The 23,901-nt window shown below is 72.8% G+C and carries 20 protein-coding genes; 18 read left to right on the top strand and 2 right to left on the bottom strand.

The features are described from left to right. Position 1 precedes the first annotated feature (1 nt). From DQ239_RS06060 to DQ239_RS06040, 5 genes are all read left to right on the top strand, one after another. Positions 2 to 748, top strand: coding sequence for a YggS family pyridoxal phosphate-dependent enzyme (locus DQ239_RS06060; protein WP_113833510.1), 747 nt, complete (start codon positions 2 to 4; stop codon positions 746 to 748). Positions 749 to 826: 78 nt separating this feature from the next. Then, positions 827 to 1,498: a cell division protein SepF gene (gene sepF, locus DQ239_RS21260; protein WP_304542101.1), complete on the top strand. Its 672-nt coding sequence runs from the start codon at positions 827 to 829 to the stop codon at positions 1,496 to 1,498. 68 nt (positions 1,499 to 1,566) lie between these two features. Beyond that, a complete protein-coding gene (locus tag DQ239_RS06050) occupies positions 1,567 to 1,857 on the top strand; it encodes a YggT family protein (protein WP_113833508.1) in 291 nt (96 codons plus the stop codon). A gap of 96 nt (positions 1,858 to 1,953) precedes the next feature. Beyond that, on the top strand, positions 1,954 to 2,682 hold the full coding sequence (locus tag DQ239_RS06045) for a DivIVA domain-containing protein (protein ID WP_113833507.1): 729 nt from the start codon (positions 1,954 to 1,956) through the stop codon (positions 2,680 to 2,682). Positions 2,683 to 2,798: 116 nt separating this feature from the next. Then, positions 2,799 to 3,410 (top strand): hypothetical protein, encoded by a 612-nt coding sequence (locus DQ239_RS06040; RefSeq protein WP_113833506.1) that lies wholly within the window; start codon positions 2,799 to 2,801, stop codon positions 3,408 to 3,410. A 6-nt stretch (positions 3,411 to 3,416) separates the two neighbouring features. Here the strand turns inward: DQ239_RS06040 and ileS are convergent, their stop codons facing one another. Continuing rightward, positions 3,417 to 6,620 (bottom strand): isoleucine--tRNA ligase, encoded by a 3,204-nt coding sequence (gene ileS / locus DQ239_RS06035; protein ID WP_113833505.1) that lies wholly within the window; start codon positions 6,618 to 6,620, stop codon positions 3,417 to 3,419. A gap of 122 nt (positions 6,621 to 6,742) precedes the next feature. On the opposite strand from ileS, the gene DQ239_RS06030 reads away from it, so the two are divergent. From DQ239_RS06030 to DQ239_RS05970, 13 genes are all read left to right on the top strand, one after another. Then, positions 6,743 to 8,254, top strand: coding sequence for a potassium/proton antiporter (locus DQ239_RS06030; protein ID WP_113833504.1), 1,512 nt, complete (start codon positions 6,743 to 6,745; stop codon positions 8,252 to 8,254). Positions 8,255 to 8,342: 88 nt separating this feature from the next. Then, complete coding sequence (locus tag DQ239_RS06025) at positions 8,343 to 9,581, top strand: DUF4032 domain-containing protein (protein WP_113833503.1); 1,239 nt, start codon at positions 8,343 to 8,345, stop codon at positions 9,579 to 9,581. A gap of 131 nt (positions 9,582 to 9,712) precedes the next feature. Then, the gene (locus DQ239_RS06020; protein ID WP_113833502.1) at positions 9,713 to 11,065 is read left to right on the top strand and encodes an extracellular solute-binding protein; all 1,353 of its coding nucleotides are present in this window, start codon (positions 9,713 to 9,715) and stop codon (positions 11,063 to 11,065) included. After that, a complete protein-coding gene (locus DQ239_RS06015) occupies positions 11,062 to 12,024 on the top strand; it encodes a sugar ABC transporter permease (protein ID WP_113833501.1) in 963 nt (320 codons plus the stop codon). The genes DQ239_RS06020 and DQ239_RS06015 overlap by 4 nt, the downstream gene beginning before the upstream one ends. Next, entirely contained in the window at positions 12,024 to 12,857 is an 834-nt protein-coding gene (locus DQ239_RS06010; RefSeq protein WP_113833500.1) for a carbohydrate ABC transporter permease, read from the top strand. The genes DQ239_RS06015 and DQ239_RS06010 overlap by 1 nt, the downstream gene beginning before the upstream one ends. Positions 12,858 to 12,921: 64 nt before the next feature. Continuing rightward, positions 12,922 to 14,175 (top strand): sn-glycerol-3-phosphate ABC transporter ATP-binding protein UgpC, encoded by a 1,254-nt coding sequence (gene ugpC, locus DQ239_RS06005; RefSeq protein ID WP_113833499.1) that lies wholly within the window; start codon positions 12,922 to 12,924, stop codon positions 14,173 to 14,175. A gap of 61 nt (positions 14,176 to 14,236) precedes the next feature. Further along, entirely contained in the window at positions 14,237 to 15,841 is a 1,605-nt protein-coding gene (locus DQ239_RS06000) for an alpha-amylase family glycosyl hydrolase (RefSeq protein ID WP_233488811.1), read from the top strand. A gap of 40 nt (positions 15,842 to 15,881) precedes the next feature. Beyond that, complete coding sequence (lspA, locus tag DQ239_RS05995; protein WP_233488809.1) at positions 15,882 to 16,475, top strand: signal peptidase II; 594 nt, start codon at positions 15,882 to 15,884, stop codon at positions 16,473 to 16,475. Then, entirely contained in the window at positions 16,472 to 17,425 is a 954-nt protein-coding gene (locus DQ239_RS05990; RefSeq protein WP_233488807.1) for an RluA family pseudouridine synthase, read from the top strand. The genes lspA and DQ239_RS05990 overlap by 4 nt, the downstream gene beginning before the upstream one ends. A 19-nt stretch (positions 17,426 to 17,444) precedes the next feature. Continuing rightward, entirely contained in the window at positions 17,445 to 18,236 is a 792-nt protein-coding gene (locus DQ239_RS05985; RefSeq protein WP_113833497.1) for a CPBP family intramembrane glutamic endopeptidase, read from the top strand. After that, positions 18,233 to 18,676 (top strand): GNAT family N-acetyltransferase, encoded by a 444-nt coding sequence (locus DQ239_RS05980; protein WP_113833496.1) that lies wholly within the window; start codon positions 18,233 to 18,235, stop codon positions 18,674 to 18,676. Before DQ239_RS05985 ends, DQ239_RS05980 begins: the two co-directional genes overlap by 4 nt. Before the next feature lie 186 nt (positions 18,677 to 18,862). Then, the gene (gene dnaE, locus DQ239_RS05975; RefSeq protein ID WP_113833495.1) at positions 18,863 to 22,417 is read left to right on the top strand and encodes a DNA polymerase III subunit alpha; all 3,555 of its coding nucleotides are present in this window, start codon (positions 18,863 to 18,865) and stop codon (positions 22,415 to 22,417) included. A gap of 19 nt (positions 22,418 to 22,436) precedes the next feature. Then, entirely contained in the window at positions 22,437 to 23,036 is a 600-nt protein-coding gene (locus DQ239_RS05970) for a DUF2567 domain-containing protein (protein WP_113833494.1), read from the top strand. A gap of 12 nt (positions 23,037 to 23,048) precedes the next feature. Here the strand turns inward: DQ239_RS05970 and DQ239_RS05965 are convergent, their stop codons facing one another. Then, entirely contained in the window at positions 23,049 to 23,891 is an 843-nt protein-coding gene (locus DQ239_RS05965) for an LON peptidase substrate-binding domain-containing protein (protein ID WP_113833493.1), read from the bottom strand. Between the last annotated feature and the right edge of the window lie 10 nt (positions 23,892 to 23,901).

Genomic DNA, 23,901 nt, shown 5'->3' with positions numbered 1-23,901 from the left:
CGTGCCCGCGCTCGAGGAGAGCCTGCACGCGGTGCGGGCGCGCATCGACGCCGCCGCCCGGGCCGCCGGACGGGACCCGGCGACGGTCGCGCTGCTCGCGGTCAGCAAGACCTGGCCGGCCGACGACGTCCGCGCGCTGACCGGGCTGGGCCAGGTCGACTTCGGCGAGAACCGTGCGCAGGAGCTGATCGGCAAGGCCGCCGAGCTCGCCGACCTGCCCGTCCGGTGGCACTTCATCGGCCAGCTCCAGCGCAACAAGGCCGCCGCGGTCGCCCGGCTCGGCGCGGTCGTGCACTCGGTCGACCGGACGTCGCTCGCCCAGGCCCTCGGTCGCGCCGGGGAGGCCGCGGAGCGCCCGGTCGACGTCCTGCTCCAGGTGGACCTCGGCGGCCTCGAGGGCGAGCTGGGCGCGCGCGGGGGAGCGGACCCCGCCGAGGTGCCGGCGCTGGCCGACGCGGTCGCCGAGCTCCCCGGTCTGCGGCTACGCGGACTCATGGCGGTCGCCCCTCGCGGGGAGGAGCCCGGCCCGGCCTTCGCCCGGCTCGCCGCGCTCGCCGAACGGGTCCGTGCCGACCACCCGAAGGCCGGAGAGCTCTCCGCCGGCATGAGCGGGGACCTGGAGGAGGCCGTCGCGGCCGGCGCGACGATCGTGCGTGTCGGAACCGCGTTGTTCGGCCGGCGGCCCCTAACCTCGCCTCCAGACACACGGGTCACACCAGTCACACGGGCCTCCGGAGCCCCGGGGTGACCCGGTCGACGCTCGTCGAACGTGGACGCTGAGCACGCCAGCAGAGGGGGAGGTCCGATGGCAGGAGCCATGCGGAGGATGGGGATCTACCTGGGGCTCGTCGAGGACGACGACGCCCGCGGGTACGGCCGGTACGACGCCCGGCAGTCCGACCATCCCGATGCCGACCGCCGGTACGGGCGGTACGACGAGGACCGCTACGACGACTACGCCGAGGCCGACTACCCGGCCGGCTACGCCGACGAGGAGGTTCCCGAGCCCGCGCCGGTGCGTGCTCCCGAGCCGCTGAGCGTGCGCCGCGTCGCGCCGGCGCGGCCGCTGGGCCTGGCGCCGTCGGGCGGGACCGGTGGCGGTGCCTCCCGCGTGAGCGCCATGAGCAGCGGCCCGGTCGGAGCCGCCGGCCTGGCGGTCCGCGAGCCGGTCGCCGCCGTCGTGCCCGACCCGGCCCCGGCTCCCGCGCCGGCGCCGCAGCCCTACCGGATCACCACGCTGCACCCGCGCACGTACAACGAGGCGCGCGTGATCGGCGAGCGGTTCCGCGACGGGATGCCCGTCATCATGAACCTGACGGAGATGGACGACGCGGACGCCAAGCGGCTCGTCGACTTCGCCGCGGGACTGTCATTCGGGCTGCGCGGTAGCATCGAGCGCGTCACGGCGAAGGTGTTCCTGCTCAGTCCGCAGAACGTCGACGTGACGGCTGAGGACAAGGCGCGGATCCGCGAAGGCGGGTTCTTCAACCAGTCCTGAGCCCGGCGTGAGCGCCCGCCCGCGCCCGATGACGGCGGCACGGCAGGTGCCCTGGACGAACGAGGACCGTGGAACTCTTCTGGGCGATCATCTCGGCGGTGCTGCTCGTCTTCTTGATCCTGCTCTTCGCGCGGTTCGTCGTCGACTGGGTGATGGTGCTCGCGCGCAGCTGGCGCCCCACCGGGCTCGTGGCGGCCGGGCTCGAGGTCGTCTACAGCACCACCGACCCGCCGCTCAAGGCCGTCCGCCGGGTCATCCCGCCGCTGAACCTCGGCGCCATCCGGCTGGACCTGGGCTTCATGGTGCTGCTGATCGCCGTGGTCATCCTCCGTGGCATCACCACGTCGCTCGCGCGCTAACGTGACCAGTGATGCCGCAGTGCCGGAACGCGACAGGGACCTCGTCCCGCGCCCCGCGCTGCATCCCCAGTCCCGCCGTAACACTAAGGTGACCTGATGCCACTGACGCCTGCCGACGTGCACAACGTCGTCTTCAAGAAGCCGCCCATCGGCAAGCGGGGCTACGACGAGGACGAGGTCGACGCCTTCCTCGACGTGGTGGAGGCCGAGCTGGCCCGCCTGATCGAGGAGAACAACGAGCTGCGCTCGGGCGCCGGCAACCGGGTCCAGGCCCGCGCCGAGGAGCGTCCCGAGCCGGCTCCCGCGCCCGCCCCGGTCGCGGCCGCGCCGCCGGTCCAGCAGCCGCGCGAGGACGACAGCGCGCGCGCCTCGCGGATGCTGGCGCTGGCCACCGAGACGGCCGACCGCTACGTCAACGAGGCCAAGACGCAGGCCGAGCAGATGCTCAGCGGCGCCAAGACCAACAGCGAGCGGCTGATGACCGACGCGCGGACCAAGAGCGAGCAGATGGTCGCCGAGGCCAAGCACCGCGCCGACGCGATGATCGGCGACGCGCGCACCCGCGCCGAGACCGTCGAGCGCGACGCCCGCGCGAAGGCCGCGGCCCTCCAGCAGGACGCCGAGCGCCGGCAGGTCGAGATCATGGGTCCCCTCGAGGAGAAGCGGGCCGGCCTCGAGCGGAAGATCGACGAGCTGCGCACCTTCGAGCGCGAGTACCGCACCCGCCTGCGGTCCTACCTCGAGTCCCACCTGCGCGACCTCGACGCCCGCGGCTCGGCCGAGCCCGCCTCCAACGCGCGCCAGAACCAGCACGCCCCCGCCTGATCACGGGGCACGGAGGGGCTCCCGGACCACGGTCTGGGAGCCCCTCTGGCGTTCCCGGGCGCGCCGTCCGGCGCTGACGGCGGCGGCGCGGGGGTGCTGGCCCTAAGGTCCTGACCGTGATCGTTGCGGCCGGGCTTCTGGTACTGGTGGGTCTGGGACTGTTCGTGGCCGGTCTGCTGACCGAGGTCACGGCGTTCTACTGGGCGTGCGTCGCCGTCTGCGTGGTCGCGGCCGTGCTGCTGTACCTGGTCCGGCGCCGGATGACGAGCCCGCCGGCCGCAGCCGCGCCCACGGGTGCCGGCGGCGGAGCGACCGCCGCATCGGCGACGACGGCGACCCCGGCGCCCGCGGAGCAGGTGGCCCCCGTCGCCGCGGCGGCCGCCGAGTCCTCCGCAACGGTGAGCGGCCCACCCGCAGCGGTTCCCGAGCCCGCGCCGGCCGCCGCCGCACCCACCGTCGCCACGCCGGCCGCGGCCGACCAGGCCGACGGGGGCGAGCCGCCCGTCGAGGAGGTCGAGGTCACCGACCTGCTGCTGGTGGTCGACCTCAAGGACGAGGTGCTCGTCGTCGACGAGCACCCCCGCTACCACGTCGAGGGCTGCCGCCACCTGACCGGCCGGGACACCATCCCGATCCCGTTGGACGAGGCGCGGACCGACGGCTTCACGCCGTGTGGCACGTGCCGCCCGGACGCCATGCTCGCCGCGCGGGTCCGGTCCCGCCGGTAGCTCCCGCTAGGCGCGGACCACCCAGAACCGGGAGCCGTCCGGGCCCTCGACGCCTGCTCCCTCACCGGTACCGGGCTGCACCCGCACGGCGAGGACCTCGGCGGCCAGCGCCTCGGCGTGCTCCTCGAGGGCCTGCGCCACCGTGCCCTCGGCCGACCAGGTCAGCTCGATCCGGTCGCTGACCTCCAGGCCGGCGTTCTTCCGGGCCTCCTGCACCAGCCGGACGACCTCGCGGAACACCCCGGCCCGCTCCAGCTCCGGGGTGAGCGTCAGGTCCAGCGCCACGGTCAGCCCGCCGCCGCTGGCCACCGTCCAGCCCTCGCGCGGGGTCTCGGTGACGATCAGGTCGCCGTCGGCCAGCGGCACGGGGGCGCCGTCGACCTCGACGGTCGCCGTCCCGCCGCGGTAGGCGGCCACCAGCGCCGCCGCGTCCGTGGCGGCCACCGCCTGTGCCACCGCCTGCACCTGCTTGCCCAGGCGACGGCCGACGGCGCGGAAGTCGATCTTCACGCTGACGTCGACCAGGTCGCCGCCGGTCGCCGAGATGTCAGCGAGCTCCACGACGTTGAGCTCGTCGGCCACCTCGGCGATCAGGTCGCGCGGGAAGGTCGCCCAGGACGGGGCGGCGACCAGGGCGCGGGCCAGCGGCTGGCGGGTGCGCACCTTGGCCGAGGTGCGCGCCGAGCGGCCGAGCTCGACCAGCCGGCGGACCAGGTCGACCTGGGCGACCAGCGCGTCGTCGCGGGCCTCCTCGTCGACCAGCGGCCAGCTGGAGAGGTGCACCGAGTCGACGGCGCGGTCGGCCGCCGGGCCGACCAGACCCGGGACGACGGCGCGGCTCCACACCTCGTCGGTGACGAACGGCGTGAACGGCGCCATCAGGCGGGTCAGCCCGTCGAGCACCTCGTGCAGCGTGGCCAGGGCGGCCGGGTCGCCGTCCCAGAACCGCCGCCGCGAGCGCCGCACGTACCAGTTGCTCAGGTCGTCGACGAACTCGGCGAGCAGCCGGCCGGCGCCCTGGGTGTCGAAGTCCTCGAGCGCCTCGGTGACCTCGCCGGTGACCGACGCCAGCCGGGCCAGCGCCCAGCGGTCCAGCAGCGGACGGTCGGTGCGCGGGGGAGCGGGGGTGGTCGCCGGGTCCCACCCGTTGGCCTCGGCGTAGAGGGTGAAGAAGCTGGCGGTGTTCCAGTAGGTGAGCAGGACCTTCCGCACCACCTCGGACAGCGTCTCGTGACCCACGCGCCGGGCCGACCACGGCGAGCCGCCGGCCAGCATGAACCAGCGGACGGCGTCGGCGCCGTGCCGGTCCATCAGCGGGATCGGCTCGAGGATGTTGCCGAGGTGCTTGCTCATCTTGCGGCCGTCCTCGGCGAGGATGTGGCCCAGGACCAGCACGTTCTCGTAGGAGTTCTGCTCGAAGACCAGGGTGCCGACAGCCATCAGCGAGTAGAACCAGCCGCGCGTCTGGTCGATCGCCTCGCAGATGAACTGCGCGGGGTAGGCCGCCTCGAACTCCTCCTGGTTGCGGTACGGCGCGCCCCACTGGGCGAACGGCATCGACCCGGAGTCGTACCAGGCGTCGATCACCTGGGGCACCCGGCGGTAGGTGCCCTCCTCGCCGGGGAGGGTGAAGGTGACGTCGTCGATGAAGGGCCGGTGCGGGTCGAGGTCGGACAGGTCGCGGCCGGTCAGCTCAGAGAGCTCGGCCAGCGAGCCGACGGCGACCATCCGCGACGGGTCGGCGTCGTTGCGCCAGATGGGCAGCGGCGTGCCCCAGTACCGGTCGCGGGACAGCGCCCAGTCGACGTTGTTGTTCAGCCAGTCGCCGTAGCGCCCGGTCTTGATGTTCTCGGGGTACCAGTTGGTCTTCTCGTTCTCGGCGAGCAGCTGGTCCTTGATCTGGCTGGTCCGGATGTACCAGGACGGCTGCGCGTAGTACATCAGCGGCGTGTGGCAGCGCCAGCAGTGCGGATAGCTGTGCTCGTACCGCTGCTCGCGCCAGAGGACCCCGCGGGACTGCAGGTCCTCCACCAGGGCGGCGTCGGCGGCCTTGAAGAAGTGCCCGCCCACCAGCGGGACGTCGGGCAGGAAGTGGCCGGTGGCGTCGATGGGGACCACCACGGGCAGGCCGTAGCGGCGGCACACCGCGAGGTCGTCGGCGCCGAACGCGGGGGACTGGTGCACCAGGCCGGTGCCGTCCTCGGTCGTCACGTAGTCGGCCAGGACGACGAAGTTGACGCCCTGCTCGGGGAGTTCCGCCTCCGGGAACCCGACCAGCTCGAAGGGCCGCTGGTAGTGCACGTACTCCCAGTCGCGGCCGGTGGTGCGGGCGAGGACCTCGACGTCGTCGGTGTCGCCGAAGACGGCGGCCAGCAGCGGCTCGGCGACGACCAGCGTGGCCGGGTGGGCCGGGTCCTTGGTCGATCGCGCCACCACGTAGGTCACGTCGGGGTGCACGGCGATTGCGGTGTTGGACGGCAGCGTCCACGGCGTCGTCGTCCAGATCAGCAGGTCGGCCTTGCCGGCCCACTCGCCGCTGGTCACCGGCATGCGCACGTAGACCGACGGGTCGGTCAGCGTCTCGTAGCCCTGGGCGACCTCGTGGTCGGACAGACCCGTGCCGCAGCGCGGGCAGTACGGGGCGACGCGGTGGTCCTCGACCAGGAGTCCCTTGTCGAAGATCTGCTTGAGCGACCACCAGACGCTCTGGATGTAGCCGGGGTCCATCGTCCAGTAGGCCGTGGACATGTCGACCCAGTAGCCCATGCGGCGGGTGAGCTCGGAGAACGAGTCGACGTGCCGCTCGACGGACTCGCGGCACTTGGCGTTGAACTCGGCGATGCCGTAGCGCTCGATGTCGGGCTTGCCCGCGAAGCCGAGCTCCTGCTCGACGGCGATCTCGACCGGGAGGCCGTGGCAGTCCCAGCCGGCGCGGCGGGGGACGTGCCACCCCTGCATGGTCTTGAAGCGGGGGAAGACGTCCTTGAACGCGCGGGCCTCGATGTGGTGGGTGCCCGGGCGGCCGTTCGCGGTGGGCGGCCCCTCGTAGACGTTCCACTGCGGCCGGCCGGCGCTGCCCTCGAGGGTCCGGGCGAAGACCTTGTCGGCCTCCCACCGCTGGAGGATCTGCTGCTCGAGGGCGGGCAGGTCGACCTGTGGGGGGAGTGCGGCGAACGGGCCGGTGGCCGAGGGGGAACTCACGCCTCCCATTCTCCCCGAACCGGCAAACGGGTTCCGCGCGGCGTCCACCGCGGCAGGCGAACCGCCGTCGCGGCGCGACACGGTGCCGACACGCCGATGCGGAAGACTGCCCGCATGGGGGTGGGCGGCCGGTGAGCACGACCGTGACGCTCGCGCTCGGCATCGGTGCCGTCGTCGTGCTCGTGGCCGCCGTCGCGCTGCGGCTGGCCGACCGCCTGGGGCTGCCCAGCCTGCTCCTCTACCTGGCCCTGGGCGTGGCCCTCGGGGAGAACGGGCTCGGCGTCCAGTTCGAGGACTACGAGCTCACCCACACCCTGGGCTACGCCGCCCTGGTCGTGATCCTGGCCGAGGGCGGACTGACGACGAGGTGGTCCGACGTCCGGCGGGCGATCGGGCCGGGGATCGCGCTGTCCACCGTCGGTGTCGCGGTGAGCGTGCTCGTCACCGGGGCGGTCGCCGCGGTCGTGCTCGGCTACAGCTGGGGCTTCGCGTTCCTGCTGGCCGCGGTGATCAGCTCCACCGACGCCGCGGCCGTCTTCGCCACGCTGCGCCGGCTGCCCCTCCCGCGCCGGCTCGCCGCCTCGCTGGAGGCCGAGAGCGGCCTCAACGACGCCCCGGTCATCCTGCTGGTGATCGCGCTGGCCGAGTTCCTCACGGGGGAGTCGGCCGGCCCGTGGTGGCTGGTCGGCGTCGTCGTGGTCGCCGAGCTGATCGGCGGGGCGGTGATCGGGGTGGGCATCGGCTTCGCGGGGGCCGCCCTGCTGCGCCGGGTCGCCCTGCCCGTCGCCGGCTTCTACCCCCTGGCCACCCTCGCCCTCTGCGTGCTGGCGTACTCGGCGGCCACGCTGGCGCACACCTCCGGGTTCGTCGCGGTCTACCTGGCCGGGGTGGTGCTCGGCAACGTGACGCTGCCGCACCGCTCGGCCAGCATCGGCTTCGCCGAGGGCATGGCCTCGCTGGCGCAGATCGGTCTGTTCGTCATGCTGGGGCTGCTCGTCTCGCCGGGCCGGCTGCCGGAGGCGGTGTGGCCGGCGCTGCTGGTGGGCGGCGCGCTCCTCCTGCTCGCCCGGCCGCTGTCGGTGGTCGCCAGCCTGGTCTGGTTCCGCTTCCCCTGGCCGCAGCAGGCGTTCATCTCGTGGGCGGGGCTGCGCGGGGCCGTGCCGATCGTCGCGGCCACCATCCCGCTGACCGAGGACGTGCCCGGGGCGACGACGATCTTCGACACCGTCTTCGTGCTGGTCGTCGTCTTCACCGTCGTCCAGGGCGGATCGCTGCCCTGGGTGGCCCGCCGGCTGCGCATCGCCACCCCCGTGGCGCCCCGCGACGTGCAGGTGGAGGCCGCCCCGCTCGGCGAGCTGGACGCCGACCTCATGCAGGTGACGGTGCCCCCGGGGTCGCGGCTGCACGGCGTCTACCTGCCCGAGCTGCGGCTGCCCGAGGACGCCGCCGTCGTGCTCCTCGTCCGCGACGGCCGGTCGTTCGTCCCCGACGACCAGACCCGCCTGATGCGCGGCGACCAGGCGCTCATCGTCACCGCGCGGCGCTCCCGGGACGAGGCCGAGCGCCGGCTCCGCGCGGTGAGCCGGGCGGGCCGCCTGGCGTCCTGGCGCGGGGAGACCGGCGCGGCGACCGACGCCGACTGAAGAAGGACCTCGGTGCCCCCCTCGACTCGCTCCGCTCGCCGCGGGACCCTGCACCGAGGCCGTTCCGCCCCCTCATCCAGGAGTTCGCATGCGGTTCCTGTTCCGACCTCCCGCCGCCGAGGCGACGGGGCTGCTCAGCCTGCCCTGGAGCGAGCCGCTGGCCCAGTGGGACCCGGCGCTCCTGCTGGAGGTGCCCCAGCGCGGCATCTCCCGGCACGTCGTCCGGTTCGTCGCCTCCGGGGGACAGGTGTTCGCGCTCAAGGAGATCAACGAGCGTCTCGCGCGGCACGAGTACCGGCTCCTCGCCGAGTTCGAGGAGGAGGGGCTGCCCACGGTCTCCGTGCTCGGCATCTGCGTGGACCGGCCCCGGGACCAGGAGGCCATCCTGGTCACCCGGTACCTCGAGTACTCGATGTCCTACCGGTGGCTGTTCTCGCGGCCGCGGGGCGCGCACTCGGCCGACCAGCTGCTCGACACGATGGTGGAGCTGCTGGTCCGGCTGCACCTGGCCGGCGTCTTCTGGGGGGACTGCTCCCTGTCCAACACGCTCTTCCGGCTCGACGCCGGCGCGCTGACCGCCTACCTGGTCGACGCCGAGACCGTGGACCGCCACGCGACGCTGTCACCCGGGCGGCGGGCCTACGACGTCGACCTCGCCCGCGAGCGGGTGGGCGCCGAGCTGCTGGACCTCCAGTTCGGCGAGCTCCTGCCCGACAGCATCGACCCGATCGAGCTGGCCGAGAGCCTGGCGCCGCGGTACGAGGCGCTGTGGAACGAGGTGACCCACGAGGAGGTCTTCAGCAGCGACGAGCAGCACTGGCGCGTCGCCGAACGGCTCCAGCGGCTCAACGACCTCGGGTTCGACGTGGGCGAGGTCGAGCTGGTCACCGACGGGGACGGCGTGAAGCTCCGGGTGGAGACGCGTGTCTCCGAGCCGGGGCAGCACCGCCGGGAGCTGTTCCGGCTCACCGGCCTGGAGGTGCAGGAGCGGCAGGCCCGCCGGCTGCTCAACGACATCCGGGCCTTCCGCGCCCACCTGGAGCAGAAGAGCGGCGGGCAGGTGCCGGAGACGTTCGCGGCGCACCGCTGGCTGGCCGAGGTCTACCAGCTCGTCGTGGACGCCATCCCCGCGGACCTGGCGGGCCGGCTCGCCCCGGCCGAGGTGTTCCACGAGGTGCTCGAGCACCGCTGGTTCCTCTCCGAGAAGGCCAAGCGCGACGTCGGGACCGCCGAGGCGGCGCAGTCCTACTTCCGGAACGTGCTGCCCCGGACGCCGGAGGAGGTCACCACCCCGTCGGTGATCGCCGTCCGCTCCCGGGCCCGCTGACCTCCCAGGTCTCGCCGAGGTCACGGCCGCACGAACCGTTCCGGTTCGAATTGACACCGCGTGTGACCTGCACCACGCTCCGAGCAGCGCTCGTCGATCACTTCGTAACGCGCTCATGGAGGCGATGCCCGATGCCCGAGGCCCCTGGACTTCCACGAGCCGGCGCGAGCCGGGCCGCCCGGCCACGCCCCGGTCGGCCGCGCCGCCGGGGAGTCGCCGGAGCAGCCGCCGCGCTGGTCGCCGCGGGGACGCTGGCCGCCTGCGGGAGCGACGGCGGGACCCAGACGCTCACCTGGTACATCAACCCCGACTCCGGGGGCCAGGCCGAGATCGCCTCCCGGTGCACCGACGCGGCCGACGGCAGGTACCGCATCACGGTGTCCCAGCTGCCGCGCGACTCGCCCTCCCAGCGCGAGCAGCTGGTCCGGCGCCTCGCGGCCGAGGACGACTCGATCGACATCATGAGCCTCGACCCGCCCTACATCCCCGAGTTCGCCCAGGCCGGATTCCTGGCCCCCGTCCCGGACGACGTCGCCGACCGGGTGACCGAGGACGTGGTGCAGAGCGCGATCGAGGGGTCGACCTGGGACGACCAGCTCGTCGCCGTCCCCTTCTGGGCCAACACCCAGCTGCTCTGGTACCGCAAGTCGGTGGTGGAGGAGGCCGGGCTGGACATGTCGCAGCCGGTCACCTGGGAGCAGGTCGTGGAGGCCGCGCGCTCGACCGGCACGACCGTGAGCGTCCAGGGCATCCGGTCGGAGTCGCTGACGGTGTGGGTCAACGCCCTGATCGAGTCCGCCGGGGGATCGGTCATCGAGGAGGAGGCCGAGGCGCCGGAGGACTACCAGTTCGGGCTCACCTCGGAGGCCGGCGTGCGGGCGGCCGAGGTGCTCCAGATGATCTCCGACTCGGGCACCGTGGGCCCGGCGTTCACCACGGCGAACGAGGACTCCAACGCCACCCAGTTCGAGGGTGAGACCGGCGGGTTCATGGTCAACTGGCCCTTCGTCTGGCCCCGCGCCCAGAGCGGGGTGGAGGCGGGCACGCTCGACCAGTCGGTGCCCGACGACTACGGCTGGGCCCTCTACCCGCGGGTCGACGCCGACCAGGAGAGCGCACCGCCCTACGGCGGCATCAACCTCGGCATCGGCGCCTTCAGCAGGAACGTCGACTTCGCCTTCGAGGCCGCCGAGTGCATCGTCTCCGAGGAGAACCAGGCCTACTACTTCACGACCAACGGCAACCCGGCGGCCAAGTCGACGGTCTTCGACGATCCCGACGTGGTCGACGTGTTCCCGCAGGCCCCGGTGATCCGGCAGTCGCTGGAGCAGGCGGCGCCGCGGCCCCTGACGCCGTACTACAGCGAGGTCTCCGGCTCGATCCAGCGGGACTACCACCCGACGACGGCGGTCGACCCGGAGGCGACACCCGAGCGGGCCACCGACCTGATCACGGCCGTACTGTCAGGGGAGGAACTGCTGTGAGCCAGACGACGCTCCCACCGGTCGAGAAGACCCGGCCGGTCTCGGCCCCGCCCTCGGGGCTGTCCGACAAGTCGAAGGCCGAGCGGAAGCTGGGCTGGATGCTCGCCGGCCCGGCGTTCGCCGTGATGCTGCTCGTCACGGCCTACCCGATCGCGCAGGCGATCTACGACTCGCTGTTCTCCTACCGGCTCACCGACCCGGAGAACAAGTCGTTCAACGGCCTGGAGAACTACTGGGTCGTCCTGTCCGACGGCCTGTGGTGGCAGGCCATCCTGGTGACGGTCTTCATCACCGTGGTGACCGTCGCGGTGGAGCTCGTCCTGGGCTTCGCGCTGGCGTACGTCATGGCCAAGGCGCTCCGGACGCTGCGGCCGGTGCTGCGTGCGGCGATCCTCATCCCGTACGCGGTCATCACCGTCGTGTCGGCGTACGCCTGGCAGTTCGCCTTCGACGTCAACACCGGGTTCGTCAACAGCTGGTTCGCCTGGTTGCCGGGCGTCGGCACCGACACCGACTGGTTCGGCGACCGGTGGACCTCGCTGCTGGTGATCTGCCTGGCCGAGATCTGGAAGACCACGCCGTTCATCTCGCTGCTGCTCCTGGCCGGCCTCGCCCAGGTGCCGGAGGTGCTGCAGGAGGCGGCCAAGGTCGACGGGGCGACCGCGTGGCAGCGGTTGTGGCGGGTGACCATCCCGAACATGAAGGCCGCCATCATGGTGGCGCTGCTGTTCCGCACCCTCGACGCGTTCCGGATCTTCGACAGCATCTTCATCATGACCGCGGGGGCGAACCAGACGGAGTCCGTCTCGTTCCTCGCCTATCGCCAGACGATCACACGGGTCGAGATCGGTCTCGGCTCGGCGGTCTCGGTGCTGCTGTTCCTCTCCGTGGTGCTCATAGCGTTCGGCTTCATTAAGGCGTTCCGGGTTGATCTCGCCCAGACGAGGGGAGAGGGCTGATGTCCACGAGGTCGAAGGTCTGGTGGTGGATCGGCGGGGTGCTGATCGTCATCTACTGCCTGTTCCCGATCGCCTGGATCGTCTCGCTGTCGCTCAAGGCGCCGGCCGACGTCTCCAACTCCTCCTTCCTGCCCACGAGCGCGACGTGGAGCAACTACGAGGAGATCTTCACCGGCACGGCGAGCGACCTGTTCCTGCCGGCGCTGCGCAACTCGTTCGGCATCTGCCTCATCGCGACGTTCATCTCGTGCCTGCTGTCGATGTTCGCCGCCTACGCGATCGCGCGGCTGGACTTCCCCGGGAAGCGGCTGATCCTCAGCACGGCGCTCGCGGTCGCGATCTTCCCGGTCATCTCGATCGTGACGCCGCTGTTCAATGTCTGGCGGCAGATCGGCCTGTACGACACCTGGCTCGGGCTGATCATCCCGTACCTGTCGCTCACCCTGCCGATCTCGATCTGGACGATGTCGGCGTTCTTCCGCGAGATCCCGTGGGAGATGGAGCAGGCGGCCCAGGTCGACGGCGCCACCACCTGGCAGGCCTTCCGCAAGGTGATCGTGCCGCTGGCCGCGCCCGGCGTCTTCACCACGGCGATCATCGCGTTCTTCATCGCGTGGAACGACTTCGCCTACGGCATCTCGCTGACCTCCACCGATGCCTCACGGCCGGTCCCCGCCGCGCTCGGTCTGTTCTCCGGCGCCTCGCAGTTCGAGGACCCCACCACGGTGATCGCCGCGGCCGCGGTGATCGTCACCATCCCCGTCGTCGTCCTGGTCCTGCTCTTCCAGCGGCGCATCGTCGCCGGCCTCACCAACGGCGCGGTCAAGGGCTGACCGCCGTGACGCGACTCCCGATCCCGACCTCACGACCCACGACCCACCGAGGGGACGAGCACTGATGGCCTCCATCGAGATGAAGAACATCGTCAAGAAGTACGGCGACGGGTTCCCCGCGGTCAACGACGTCAGCCTGGACATCGCCGACGGCGAGTTCATGATCCTGGTCGGCCCGTCCGGCTGCGGGAAGTCGACGCTGCTGCGGATGATCGTCGGCCTGGAGGACATCACCAACGGCGACATGGTCATCGGCGGGACCCGGGTGAACGAGAAGGCGCCGCGCGACCGCAACCTGTCCATGGTGTTCCAGAACTACGCGCTCTACCCGCACATGACGGTGTTCGAGAACATCGCCTTCCCGCTGCGGCTGTCGAAGACCCCCGACGACGAGGTCCGCCGCCGGGTCACCGAGGCGGCCGACGTCCTGGAGCTGCGCGAGCACCTCGAGCGCAAGCCGGCGAACCTCTCCGGTGGCCAGCGGCAGCGCGTGGCCATGGGGCGGGCCATCGTCCGCCAGGCCGAGGCGTTCCTCTTCGACGAGCCGCTGTCCAACCTCGACGCCAAGCTCCGCGGCCAGATGCGCACCGAGATCTCCCGGCTGCAGCGCCGGCTCGGCATCACCACCGTCTACGTCACCCACGACCAGACCGAGGCCATGACGCTCGGGGACCGGGTCTGCGTGCTGCGCAAGGGCGTCATCCAGCAGGTGGCCTCGCCGCGCGAGCTCTACGAGCAGCCGGTGAACCTGTTCGTGGCCGGGTTCATCGGCTCGCCGCCGATGAACTTCCTGCCGGCGACGCTCGAGGGCGACGCGCTGAGCACGCCCTTCGGGTCGATCCGGCTCGACGAGGCGCGGGCGGCGAAGGTGCGCGGGCGCGACCTGCTGCTCGTGGGCATCCGGCCGGAGTACTTCGAGGACGCCTCGCTCGTCGACGAGGCCAAGCGGCACGTGGGCTCCACGTTCCGGGCGCGGGTCGACGTCACCGAGTGGCTCGGCGACTCGCAGTACGCCTACATCCCCTACGAGGCGCCGGAGGCGATCCGGGAGAAGCTGCGGGAGCTGTCGCGGGAACTGGACTCCGAGGAGCTGCGCACCCAGGCGGTCGTGTCGATCGACTCGACCAGTCGCATCCGCGAGGGCCAGGAGGCGGAGATCTGGCTGGACGCCCGCAAGATCCACGTCTTCGACCCGCAGACCGGCGAGAACCTCACCCGCGACGCCGACGCGGGCGCGGAGCTGACCCGGCTGGCGACCCAGGACCGCGAGGCCGCCCAGGAGGCCGCACGCGGGGCCACCGCCGTCGGCGCTGCCTAGCGGGGGACGGGACGCCGTCGTCTCCGGCGTCCCGTGGTGGCGGGACGCCGTCGTCTACGAGGTGTACCTGCGCAGCTTCGCCGACGGTGACGGCGACGGCGTGGGGGACCTCGTGGGGCTCCGGCGCCGCCTCCCGTACCTGGCCGACCTGGGGGTCGACGCGGTCTGGGTGACGCCCTGGAACCCGTCGCCCATGGCCGACGGCGGCTACGACGTCGCCGACTACCGCGACATCGACCCGCTCTTCGGCACCCTCGCCGACGCCGACGCGCTGCTGGCCGAGGCGCACGCCGCCGGCATCCGGGTGATCACCGATCTGGTCGCCAACCACACCTCGGACCGGCACCCGTGGTTCGTCGCGGGGCTGGCGGCCGGGCCGGGGGGGTCGCCCGAGCGGGAGCGCTACTTCTTCCGCGACGGCCGGGCCGGGGGAGCCGAGCCACCCAACGACTGGATCAGCGCCTTCGGCGGGCGCGCCTGGACCCGCGTGGTCGAGCCGGACGGTCGCCCGGGGCAGTGGTACCTGCACCTGTTCGCCCCCGAGCAGCCCGATCTCGACTGGGCGCACCCGGGGGTCCGCGAGGAGTTCGACGAGATCCTGCGGTTCTGGTTCGACCGCGGGGTCGACGGCTTCCGGGTGGACGCCGCGCCGGCGATGGCAAAGGCCGCCGAGCTGCCCGACGCCGGGCACGCGCCGGGCGCCGCCTTCGAGTCGCGCCGCTGGGTGGGCAACCCGCACTGGGACGTCGACGGGGTGCACGACATCCTCCGGCGCTGGCGGCGGATCGGGGACTCCTACGACGGCGACCGGCTCTTCGTCACCGAGGCGGTGGTGAACGGCCCGGAGCGGCTGAGCCGGTACGTGCGCGCGGACGAGATGCACACCACCTTCAACTTCGACTACCTCACCGCGCCGTGGGACGCGGCGGCGCTGCGGCAGGTGGTCGACAGCACCCTCGCCGCGCTGGCGCCCACCGGTGCGCCGGCCACCTGGGTGCTGTCCAGCCACGACGAGACCCGGCACGTGACCCGGTTCGGCCGGGCGTGCACCGGGGCGGGGTTCGGCGGCGCTGCGCTCGCGCCGTCGCCCAGCGACCTCGGCCTGGGGCTGCGCCGCGCCCGCGCCGCCGCCCTGCTCACCCTCGCCCTGCCGGGCTCGGCGTACCTCTACCAGGGCGAGGAGCTCGGGCTGCCGGAGGTGGAGGACCTGCCGGAGGAGGTGCTGCAGGACCCGACCTGGATCCGCTCCGGGCACACCGTCCGGGGCCGGGACGGCTGCCGGGTGCCGATCCCGTGGGGCGGGCAGGTCCCGCCGTTCGACTTCTCCGCACCCGGCGTGCAGCCCTGGCTGCCGCAGCCCGCGGGGTGGGCGGGCTCGACGGTGGCCGCGCAGCAGGCCGATCCCGGGTCGGTGCTCGCCCTGTACCGCTCGGCGATCCGGCTGCGACGGTCCCTGCGCGGCACCGGCATGGCCTGGCGGGACGTCGGCGACGACGTGCTGGCGTTCGACCGCGGTGACGTCCTGCGCTGCCTGGTCAACCTCGGGACCGGCCCGGTGGACCTCGCCGGGCACGGTCGCGTCGCCCTCGCCAGCGGGCCCGTCGACGGGTGGCTGCCGCCGGACACGGCCGTGTGGCTGCGGCCCATCGACCCCGGGCTCGCGTGACCTGACCGATCCCGCCCGCACCGCGGCTATCGTCGTCGTCGTGACCGAACAGCCCGTCCCGGCGGACGTCCAGCGACCCGCGCGCCGGCCGAGGACGGGTCTGCTGCTCGCGCTCGCCGCCGGCGTGCTGCTCGTCGACCTGGTCACCAAGCTCGTCGTGGTCGCCCGCATCGAGCCGGGCGAGGACATCCGGGTGCTCGGTGGCGCGCTCTACCTGACGCACCTGCGCAACACCGGCGCCGCTTTCTCCTTCGCCGAGGGCTTCACCGTCGTCTTCACGCTCGTGGCCCTCGCCGTCGTCCTGGTCATCGTGCGCACCGCCCGGCGGCTGTTCTCCACCGGCTGGGCGATCACGCTGGGCCTGGTCCTCGGGGGCGCCGTCGGCAACCTGGTCGACCGGGTGTTCCGCGACCCGGGCTTCCTGCGCGGCGGCGTCGTCGACTTCCTGTCGGTGTTCGGCCCCGACGGCGAGGTGTGGCCGGTGTTCAACGTGGCCGACTCGGCGATCGTCTGCGGCGGCATCCTCGGGGCGCTCCTGGCGCTGCGCGGCATCGACTTCGACGGCACCCGCTCCGGCGACGACTCGGCGGGCTCCACCGGTCGGCCGAGCCCGACCGTCACAATGGGGGAGTGACCAGCACTCCCGGCCTGCCCGCGTCCGGGACCAGCCGCGCCCTGCCGGTGCCCGACGGCCTGGAGGGCCAGCGGGTCGACCAGGCGCTGTCCCGGCTCTTCGGGCTCTCGCGCTCCGTGGCGGCCGAGGTCGCCGACGCCGGCAACGTGCTGGTCGACGGCCGGGTGCGCGGCAAGGGCGACCGGCTCAGCGGGGGGAGCTGGCTCGAGGTCGAGCTGCCGCCGCCTCCGGGTGAACCGGCGGCACCGCGGCCGGTCGAGGGCCTGACGGTTCTCTACGACGACGACGACCTGGTCGTCGTGGACAAGCCCGTTGGGGTGGCGGCCCACCCGAGCCCCGGCTGGGACGGCCCGACCGTCATCGGTGGGCTCGCCGCCGCCGGCTACCGGATCTCCACCTCCGGCGCCGCCGAGCGCCAGGGCGTGGTGCACCGCCTCGACGCCGCGACGACCGGCGTGATGGTGGTCGCCAAGAGCGAGCGCGCCTACACCGCGCTCAAGGCGGCGTTCAAGGAGCGCACCGTCGAGAAGGGCTACCACGCCCTCGTCCAGGGCCACCCCGATCCCTCGCGCGGCACCATCGACGCCCCGATCGACCGGCACCCCCGGCACGACTGGCGCTTCGCCGTGGTGCAGGGCGGGCGCCCCTCGGTGACGCACTACGAGGTGATGGAGGCGTTCCCCGCCGCCAGCCTCGTGGACATCCGGCTGGAGACCGGGCGGACCCACCAGATCCGGGTGCACTTCTCCGCGCTGCGCCACCCCTGCGTCGGCGACATGACCTACGGCGCCGACCCCACGCTGGCCGCCCGCCTGGGCGTGAGCCGCCAGTGGCTGCACGCGGTGCGGCTGGGCTTCCCGCACCCGGCCGACGGGCGGTGGGTGGAGTTCACCAGCGAGTACCCGTCCGACCTCGCCGGCGCGCTGGCCGTCCTGCGCGCCGAGGCCTGACCCGGCCCGGGCGTCGGCCGTGAGCGGGCTCCCGGACGCGTTGACCGACTTCGGCCCGGCGGCCTTCGCCGCCGTCGTCGTCGCCGTGTACCTGGTCGCCGGCGAGCCCGTCGCCGGGCACGTGCTGCACCGCCGCTTCGAGGGTCGGCTGCGCACCGACCCCGACGCGCGCCGGTCCTTCTACGGCCGGCTGCTGGTCCTGGAGTGGGGCCTGGCCCTGCTGGCGCTCGCCGTGTGGCTGGCCGCGCCCGGGGTCGACGCCGCCGCGGTGGGGCTCGCTTGGCCGCAGTCGTGGCCCGGTCCCCTGACCTCGCTGCTGGTCGTGCTGGTGCTGGTCTTCGTCGTCGCCTCGACCCGCGCGCTGCGCGGTGGCGCGCTGATGGAGGCGACGGCGCCGCCGCCCCGCCGGCCGCCCGGGCAGGGCCGGCACGCCGAGCCGCCGGGGCACGCCACGCTGGCGCTGCTGCCGCGGACGGCGGGGGAGCGGCGGCTGTTCACCGTGGTCGGCGTGACCGCCGGCATCTGCGAGGAGTGGCTCTACCGCGGGTTCTTCCTCGCCGTGGTCGCCGCCGTCGCCGGGGACCTGCCCGGCTGGGTGCTGGTGGCCATCGCCGCGGTGGCGTTCGGACTGGCCCACGCCTACCAGGGCCGGGCGGGGATCCTGCTCACCGGCGTGCTCGGCGGCGTGATGGCCGCCCTCTACCTGAGCACGGAGTCGCTCCTCCTCCCGGTGCTGCTGCACGCCGCCATCGACCTACGCTTCCTCCTCGTGCCCACCCGCGTGCTGCCGACCACCCGGCCCGCCTGGTGACCGCGCCGACTGCCTCGGTGGCCACCCCGGACGACTGGCCGGAGGTGGTGGCCCTCCGCACCCGCGTCTTCGTCGAGGAGCAGGGCGTGCCGCCGGAGATCGAGCAGGACGACCGCGACGCCGGCGCGGTGCACGTGCGGGCCCGGGACGACGCCGGCCGGGTCGTGGCCACCGGGCGGCTGCTGCTGCCGCCGGAGGGCTCGACGACGGCGTCCCTGGGGCGGATGGCCGCCGACGCCTCGGTGCGGGGCCGCGGGTTCGGGGCGGCGGTTCTGGCCGAGCTGCACCGGCAGGCCGTGCTGCGCGGTGCCACTGCGGTGGAGCTGCACGCGCAGGTGACGGCCCGGCGGTTCTACGAGCGGGCGGGCTACACCGCGGTCGGCGAGGAGTACGTGGAGGCCGGCATCCGGCACGTCACGATGCGGCGCGCGCTGCCGTGACCGATCGGGTCCGGGCGTGACCGACACGTCCTGTCAGACCCTCGGCGTAGACAGGTTCCAGTGCGAGGATCGGGGTCGAACCCGAGACGCCTCTCCCGGGCGCTCGCACGCCGGTCTTCCCCGCCGGTCGCCCGCCGGAGACCGTGCCGGCCGGGCACGCACGACCACTGAGGAGCACGACCGCCCGTGACCAGCGATTCCTTCGCCCACCTGCACGTCCACACCGAGTACTCGATGCTGGACGGCGCGGCCAAGCTGCCCGAGGTGACGAAGGCGGCTGCCGAGCAGGGCATGCCGGCGCTGGCCATGACCGACCACGGCAACGTCTTCGGCGCCTACGACTTCTACAAGCAGGCCACGGCCGCGGGCGTCAAGCCGATCATCGGCATGGAGGGCTACTACACCCCGGGCTCGCGGTTCGACCGCGCACCGTTCGACTTCGGCGACAAGCTCCTCGACGAGGAGGGCGACGGCGGCAACAACCGGGGCAAGGCGGCGTACACGCACATGACGCTGCTGGCGCGGACGACGGAGGGGATGCACAACCTCTTCCGCATCTCCTCGCTGGCCAGCCTCGAGGGCCAGTACCGCAAGCCCCGCTTCGACCGCGACCTGCTCGAGCGGTACGGGAAGGGCCTCATCGCCACGACCGGCTGCCCCTCGGGCGAGGTCAACATGTGGCTGCGCGCGGGCAAGGAGGACCGGGCACGGCAGGCAGCGGCGGACTTCCAGGACATCTTCGGCAAGGAGAACTTCTACGCCGAGCTGATGGACCACGGCCTGGCGATCGAGCAGAAGACCCGCCCGGCGCTGATGGCGATCGCTGCGGACCTCGGCATCCCCCTGCTGGCCACCAACGACCTGCACTACACGCACAAGGAGGACGCCGCCGCCCACGACGCCCTGCTGTGCATCCAGACCGGGTCGCGGCTCAACGAGCCCAACCGCTTCAAGTTCAACGGTGACGGCTACTACCTGAAGAGCGCCGCGGAGATGCGGGCGCTGTTCCCGGGCGAGCTGTCGGTCGCCTGCGACAACACGCTGCTGGTCGCCGAGCAGTGCGAGGTCACCTTCACCGAGGGTGCGGACCTGATGCCGCGCTTCCCCCTGCCCGAGGGGGAGGACGAGACCTCGTGGTTCATCAAGGAGGTCGAGCGCGGCCTGCACAAGCGCTGGCCGGGCGGCATCCCCGACCACGTGCGCAAGCAGGCGGACTACGAGACCGGGATCATCTGCCAGATGGGGTTCCCGGGGTACTTCCTCGTGGTCGCCGACTTCATCAACTGGGCCAAGGACAACGGCATCCGCGTCGGCCCGGGCCGCGGCTCGGCCGCCGGCTCCCTGGCCGCCTACGCGATGGGCATCACCGACCTCGACCCGCTGGCCCACGGCCTGATCTTCGAGCGCTTCCTCAACCCCGAGCGCGTCTCGATGCCCGACGTCGACATCGACTTCGACGACCGCCGCCGCGGCGAGGTCATCCGCTACGTGTCGGAGAAGTACGGCGAGGAGCGGGTCAGCCAGATCGTCACCTACGGCACGATCAAGGCCAAGGCCGCGATCAAGGACGCCGCACGGGTGCTCGACCGGCCGTACTCGGTCGGCGACGAGCTGACCAAGCTCATGCCGCCGGACGTGATGGGCAAGGGCATCCCGCTGACCGGCGTCTTCGACCCGGCGCACCCCCGCTACAAGGAGGCCGCGGAGTTCCGCGCGCGCTACGAGTCCGACCCGGGTGCGGCGGAGGTCGTCGACCAGGCGAAGAAGCTCGAGGGCCTGAAGCGCCAGTGGGGCGTGCACGCCGCCGGCGTCATCATCGGCCGGTACCCGCTGATCGACAGCATCCCGATCATGCGGCGCGAGGCCGACGGCGCCGTCATCACGCAGTTCGACTACCCGACCTGCGAGACGCTCGGCCTGCTCAAGATGGACTTCCTGGGCCTGCGCAACCTCACCGTGATCGACGACGCGCTGCGCAACATCGTCATCAACGGCAAGGAGCCCGTCGACCTCGACGAGATCAGCAAGGACCTCACCGACCCGGCGACCTACGCGCTGCTGTCCCGCGGCGACACGCTCGGGGTCTTCCAGTTCGACGGCGGGCCGATGCGGTCGCTGCTGCGGCTCATGCGGCCGGACAACTTCGAGGACATCTCCGCCGTCGGCGCCCTGTACCGGCCGGGCCCCATGGGTGCGAACTCGCACACCAACTACGCGCTGCGCAAGAACGGCCAGCAGGAGATCACCCCGATCCACCCCGAGCTGGCCGAACCGCTCGAGGAGATCCTCGGCCAGACCTACGGCCTGATCGTGTACCAGGAGCAGGTCATGGCCATCGCGCAGAAGGTCGCCGGGTACACGCTCGGCAAGGCCGACCTGCTGCGCCGGGCGATGGGCAAGAAGAAGAAGTCCGTCCTGGACGCGGAGTTCGTCGGCTTCGAGGCCGGGATGAAGGCCAACGGCTTCTCCGACGCGGCGATCAAGACGCTGTGGGACATCCTGGTCCCGTTCGCCGACTACGCGTTCAACAAGGCGCACTCGGCGGCCTACGGGCTGATCTCGTACTGGACGGCCTACCTCAAGGCCAACTACCCGGCCGAGTACATGGCCGGGCTGCTCACCAGCGTCCAGGACGACAAGGACCGCCGCCCCGTCTACCTGGCCGAGTGCCGCCGGATGGGCATCAAGGTGCTGCCGCCGGACGTCAACGAGTCGTCCTGGGACTTCACCGCCGTCGGCAACGACATCCGCTTCGGGCTGGCCTCGGTGCGCAACGTCGGGCACAACGTCGTCGACTCGATCGTCAAGGCGCGCGAGGAGAAGGGGGCGTTCAAGGACTTCCCCGACTTCATGAAGAAGATCGACACGGTGGCCTGCAACAAGAAGGTCATCGAGTCCCTCGCCAAGGCCGGCGGCTTCGACTCCCTCAACCACTCCCGCCAGGGCATCGTCGCCATCCACGCGCAGGCGGTGGACTCCGCGATGGGCCTCAAGCGCAAGGAGGCCGAGGGGCAGTTCGACCTGTTCGGCAGCTTCGGTGGGGACGACGCCGCCGAGGACCCGTTCGGCAGCGCGCTGGACATCGTCATCCCGACGGCGGACTGGTCCAAGAGCGAGCGGCTGGTCTTCGAGCGCGACATGCTCGGCCTCTACGTCTCCGACCACCCGCTGCACGGCGTCGAGCACGTGCTGGCGCAGAACGCCGACACCCCGATCGCCGAGATCAACGCCGGCGGGGTGGAGGACGGCGCGAACGTCACGATCGCCGGCATCCTCACCTCGGTCTCGCCGCGCACCAACAAGCAGGGCGCGCCCTGGGCGATCGCCACGCTGGAGGACCTCGAGTCCGGCATCGAGGTGCTGTTCTTCCCCAAGACGTGGGCGGAGGTCTCGGAGAAGGTCGTCCGGGACCAGATCGTCGTGGTCAAGGGCCGGATCAGCCGCCGCGACGACCAGCCCTCGCTGTTCGGTTCCGAGGTCACGCTGCCCGAGCTCACCGAAGGCGCGCGCGGCCCGGTGCTGGTGTCGATGGCCGCGGCCCGCTGCACCCCGCCGGTCGTCGAGCGGCTCCGGGAGGTGCTGGGCAGCCACCCCGGCACGACCGAGGTGCAGCTCAAGCTGGTCAACGGCAGCCGGGAGACGGTGCTGCGGCTCGATCAGGGGCTCCGGGTGCGGCCCAGCACCGCGTTGATGGGCGACATCAAGGCGCTGCTCGGGCCCACCAGCGTCGCCCTCCTGTGACCCGGGGTTCACTGGGCCGGTGAGCACCCCGCCCGAGGCCGACGCCCGCGTCGCCGGCACCGATCACCTGCCCCTGCCCGCCGACCGCTGGGACGGCCGGCAGGAGCTGCGGGCCGACCTGCGCCCGGCGGCGCTGCTGGCCCTCGGGCTCGCCGTGGCGGGCCTGCCGGCCGGGCTGGTCTGGTGGGCGCTGGCGCCGCGTGCGGACTTCCGCATCACCGAGGAGGGGCCCCAGGTCATCGGGGCGCCGTCGGGTGAGCTGCTCGTGGCCGACGACGCCGTCTTCGTGCTGGTGCTCGCCGCCGTCGGGCTGCTCGGGGGCCTGGCCGCCTGGCTGCTCCGCCGCCACCGCGGGGTGGTGCTCGTCGCCGCGACGGCGGTCGGGGCGACGGCAGCGGGGGTGGTCGCCTGGCTGCTCGGTGAGCTGCTCGGTGGCGGGCCGTCGGACGCCGAGCTCGCCGACGTCGGGGGGACGGTCACCACCGGCCTGGAGCTCGGCGCCACCGCGGCGCTCGCGGTCGCCCCGTTCGTGGCGGTGCTGGTCTACCTGCTGGGCGTGATCATCAACGCCGACGACGGCCTCGGCCGCACGGAGGCTCCGCCGGAGGGCTCGGCCTGACCGAGGTCGTCCCTAGTTGACCGTCATGGGGGTGGCGAAGCGCTGCAGCGGAGCCGGTACCGCGCCCAGTTCGCGGAGCAGGGTGAGCTCGCGCCGCAGCAGCCGGGTCTCCAGGGCCAGCCGCCGCCGGGTGGTGGACTCCGCGAGCAGCGCCTGGCGGTCCTCCGTGGTGAGCAGCGCCGACGACGCCACCAGCCAGGACAGCGCCGCCGGGTCGTCGGCCACCGCGGCGAGCAGGGCCGCCCGTTCGGCGTCCTCCCCGTCGCTGCCGGCGCCGAGATCGGCCACCTCGTCGACGTAGTCGGTGAACAGCTCCTGCACCCCCGCGGCCAGGAGCCCGAGCGAGTCCCGGGCGACCGCGGCGACCACCTCGTCGAGGTTCTCGTCGCACGGCGGGGAACCGTCGGGTGCGGCGGCGGCAGCGGCTGACGACCGGCTGCCCGGGACGACCAGCCCGTCGGCGTCGCCGGCAGCCTCCTCGGCGGCCTCCTCGTCGGCGAGCCACTCCACCTCGCCCTGCAGGTAGGGCGGGTCCTCGCCGACGACGACGTCGCGCAGCCGGAAGCGCTCGCCGCCCACGGTGACGACCCGGAAACCCCCGTCGGGCTGGGGCCGCACCATCTGCAGGCGGGCGACGCACCCGATGTCGTACAGCGCCTCGGCGGGCGCGATCCGCTCCACCTCCCAGCCCTGCCGGATGGCGACGACGCCGAAGAAGCGGCGCTCGCTCTCCTCCGGCACCGCCAGCAGGTCGAGGACCAGCCGCCGGTACCGGGGCTCGAAGACGTGCAGCGGGAGCACCATGCCGGGGAACAGGGGAGTCCCGAGCGGGAACAGCGGGATCAGCTCGCCCATCCCAGCAGCC

This window comes from Blastococcus sp. TF02-09, from assembly GCF_003319105.1.
Classification (GTDB): domain Bacteria; phylum Actinomycetota; class Actinomycetes; order Mycobacteriales; family Geodermatophilaceae; genus Blastococcus.
The sequence above is the reverse complement of the archived record's forward strand: the minus strand, read 5'-3'. Positions and strand labels throughout refer to the sequence as shown.

Coding starts and splice junctions, on each gene's coding strand:
- DQ239_RS06010 (WP_113833500.1), top strand. CDS start 12,024: ATGTCCACGAGGTCGAAGGTCTGGTGGTGGATCGGCGGGGTGCTGATC.
- DQ239_RS06020 (WP_113833502.1), top strand. CDS start 9,713: ATGCCCGAGGCCCCTGGACTTCCACGAGCCGGCGCGAGCCGGGCCGCC.
- DQ239_RS06025 (WP_113833503.1), top strand. CDS start 8,343: ATGCGGTTCCTGTTCCGACCTCCCGCCGCCGAGGCGACGGGGCTGCTC.
- ugpC (WP_113833499.1), top strand. CDS start 12,922: ATGGCCTCCATCGAGATGAAGAACATCGTCAAGAAGTACGGCGACGGG.
- sepF (WP_304542101.1), top strand. CDS start 827: ATGGGGATCTACCTGGGGCTCGTCGAGGACGACGACGCCCGCGGGTAC.
- DQ239_RS05965 (WP_113833493.1), bottom strand. CDS start 23,891: ATGGGCGAGCTGATCCCGCTGTTCCCGCTCGGGACTCCCCTGTTCCCC.
- DQ239_RS06045 (WP_113833507.1), top strand. CDS start 1,954: ATGCCACTGACGCCTGCCGACGTGCACAACGTCGTCTTCAAGAAGCCG.
- ileS (WP_113833505.1), bottom strand. CDS start 6,620: ATGGGAGGCGTGAGTTCCCCCTCGGCCACCGGCCCGTTCGCCGCACTC.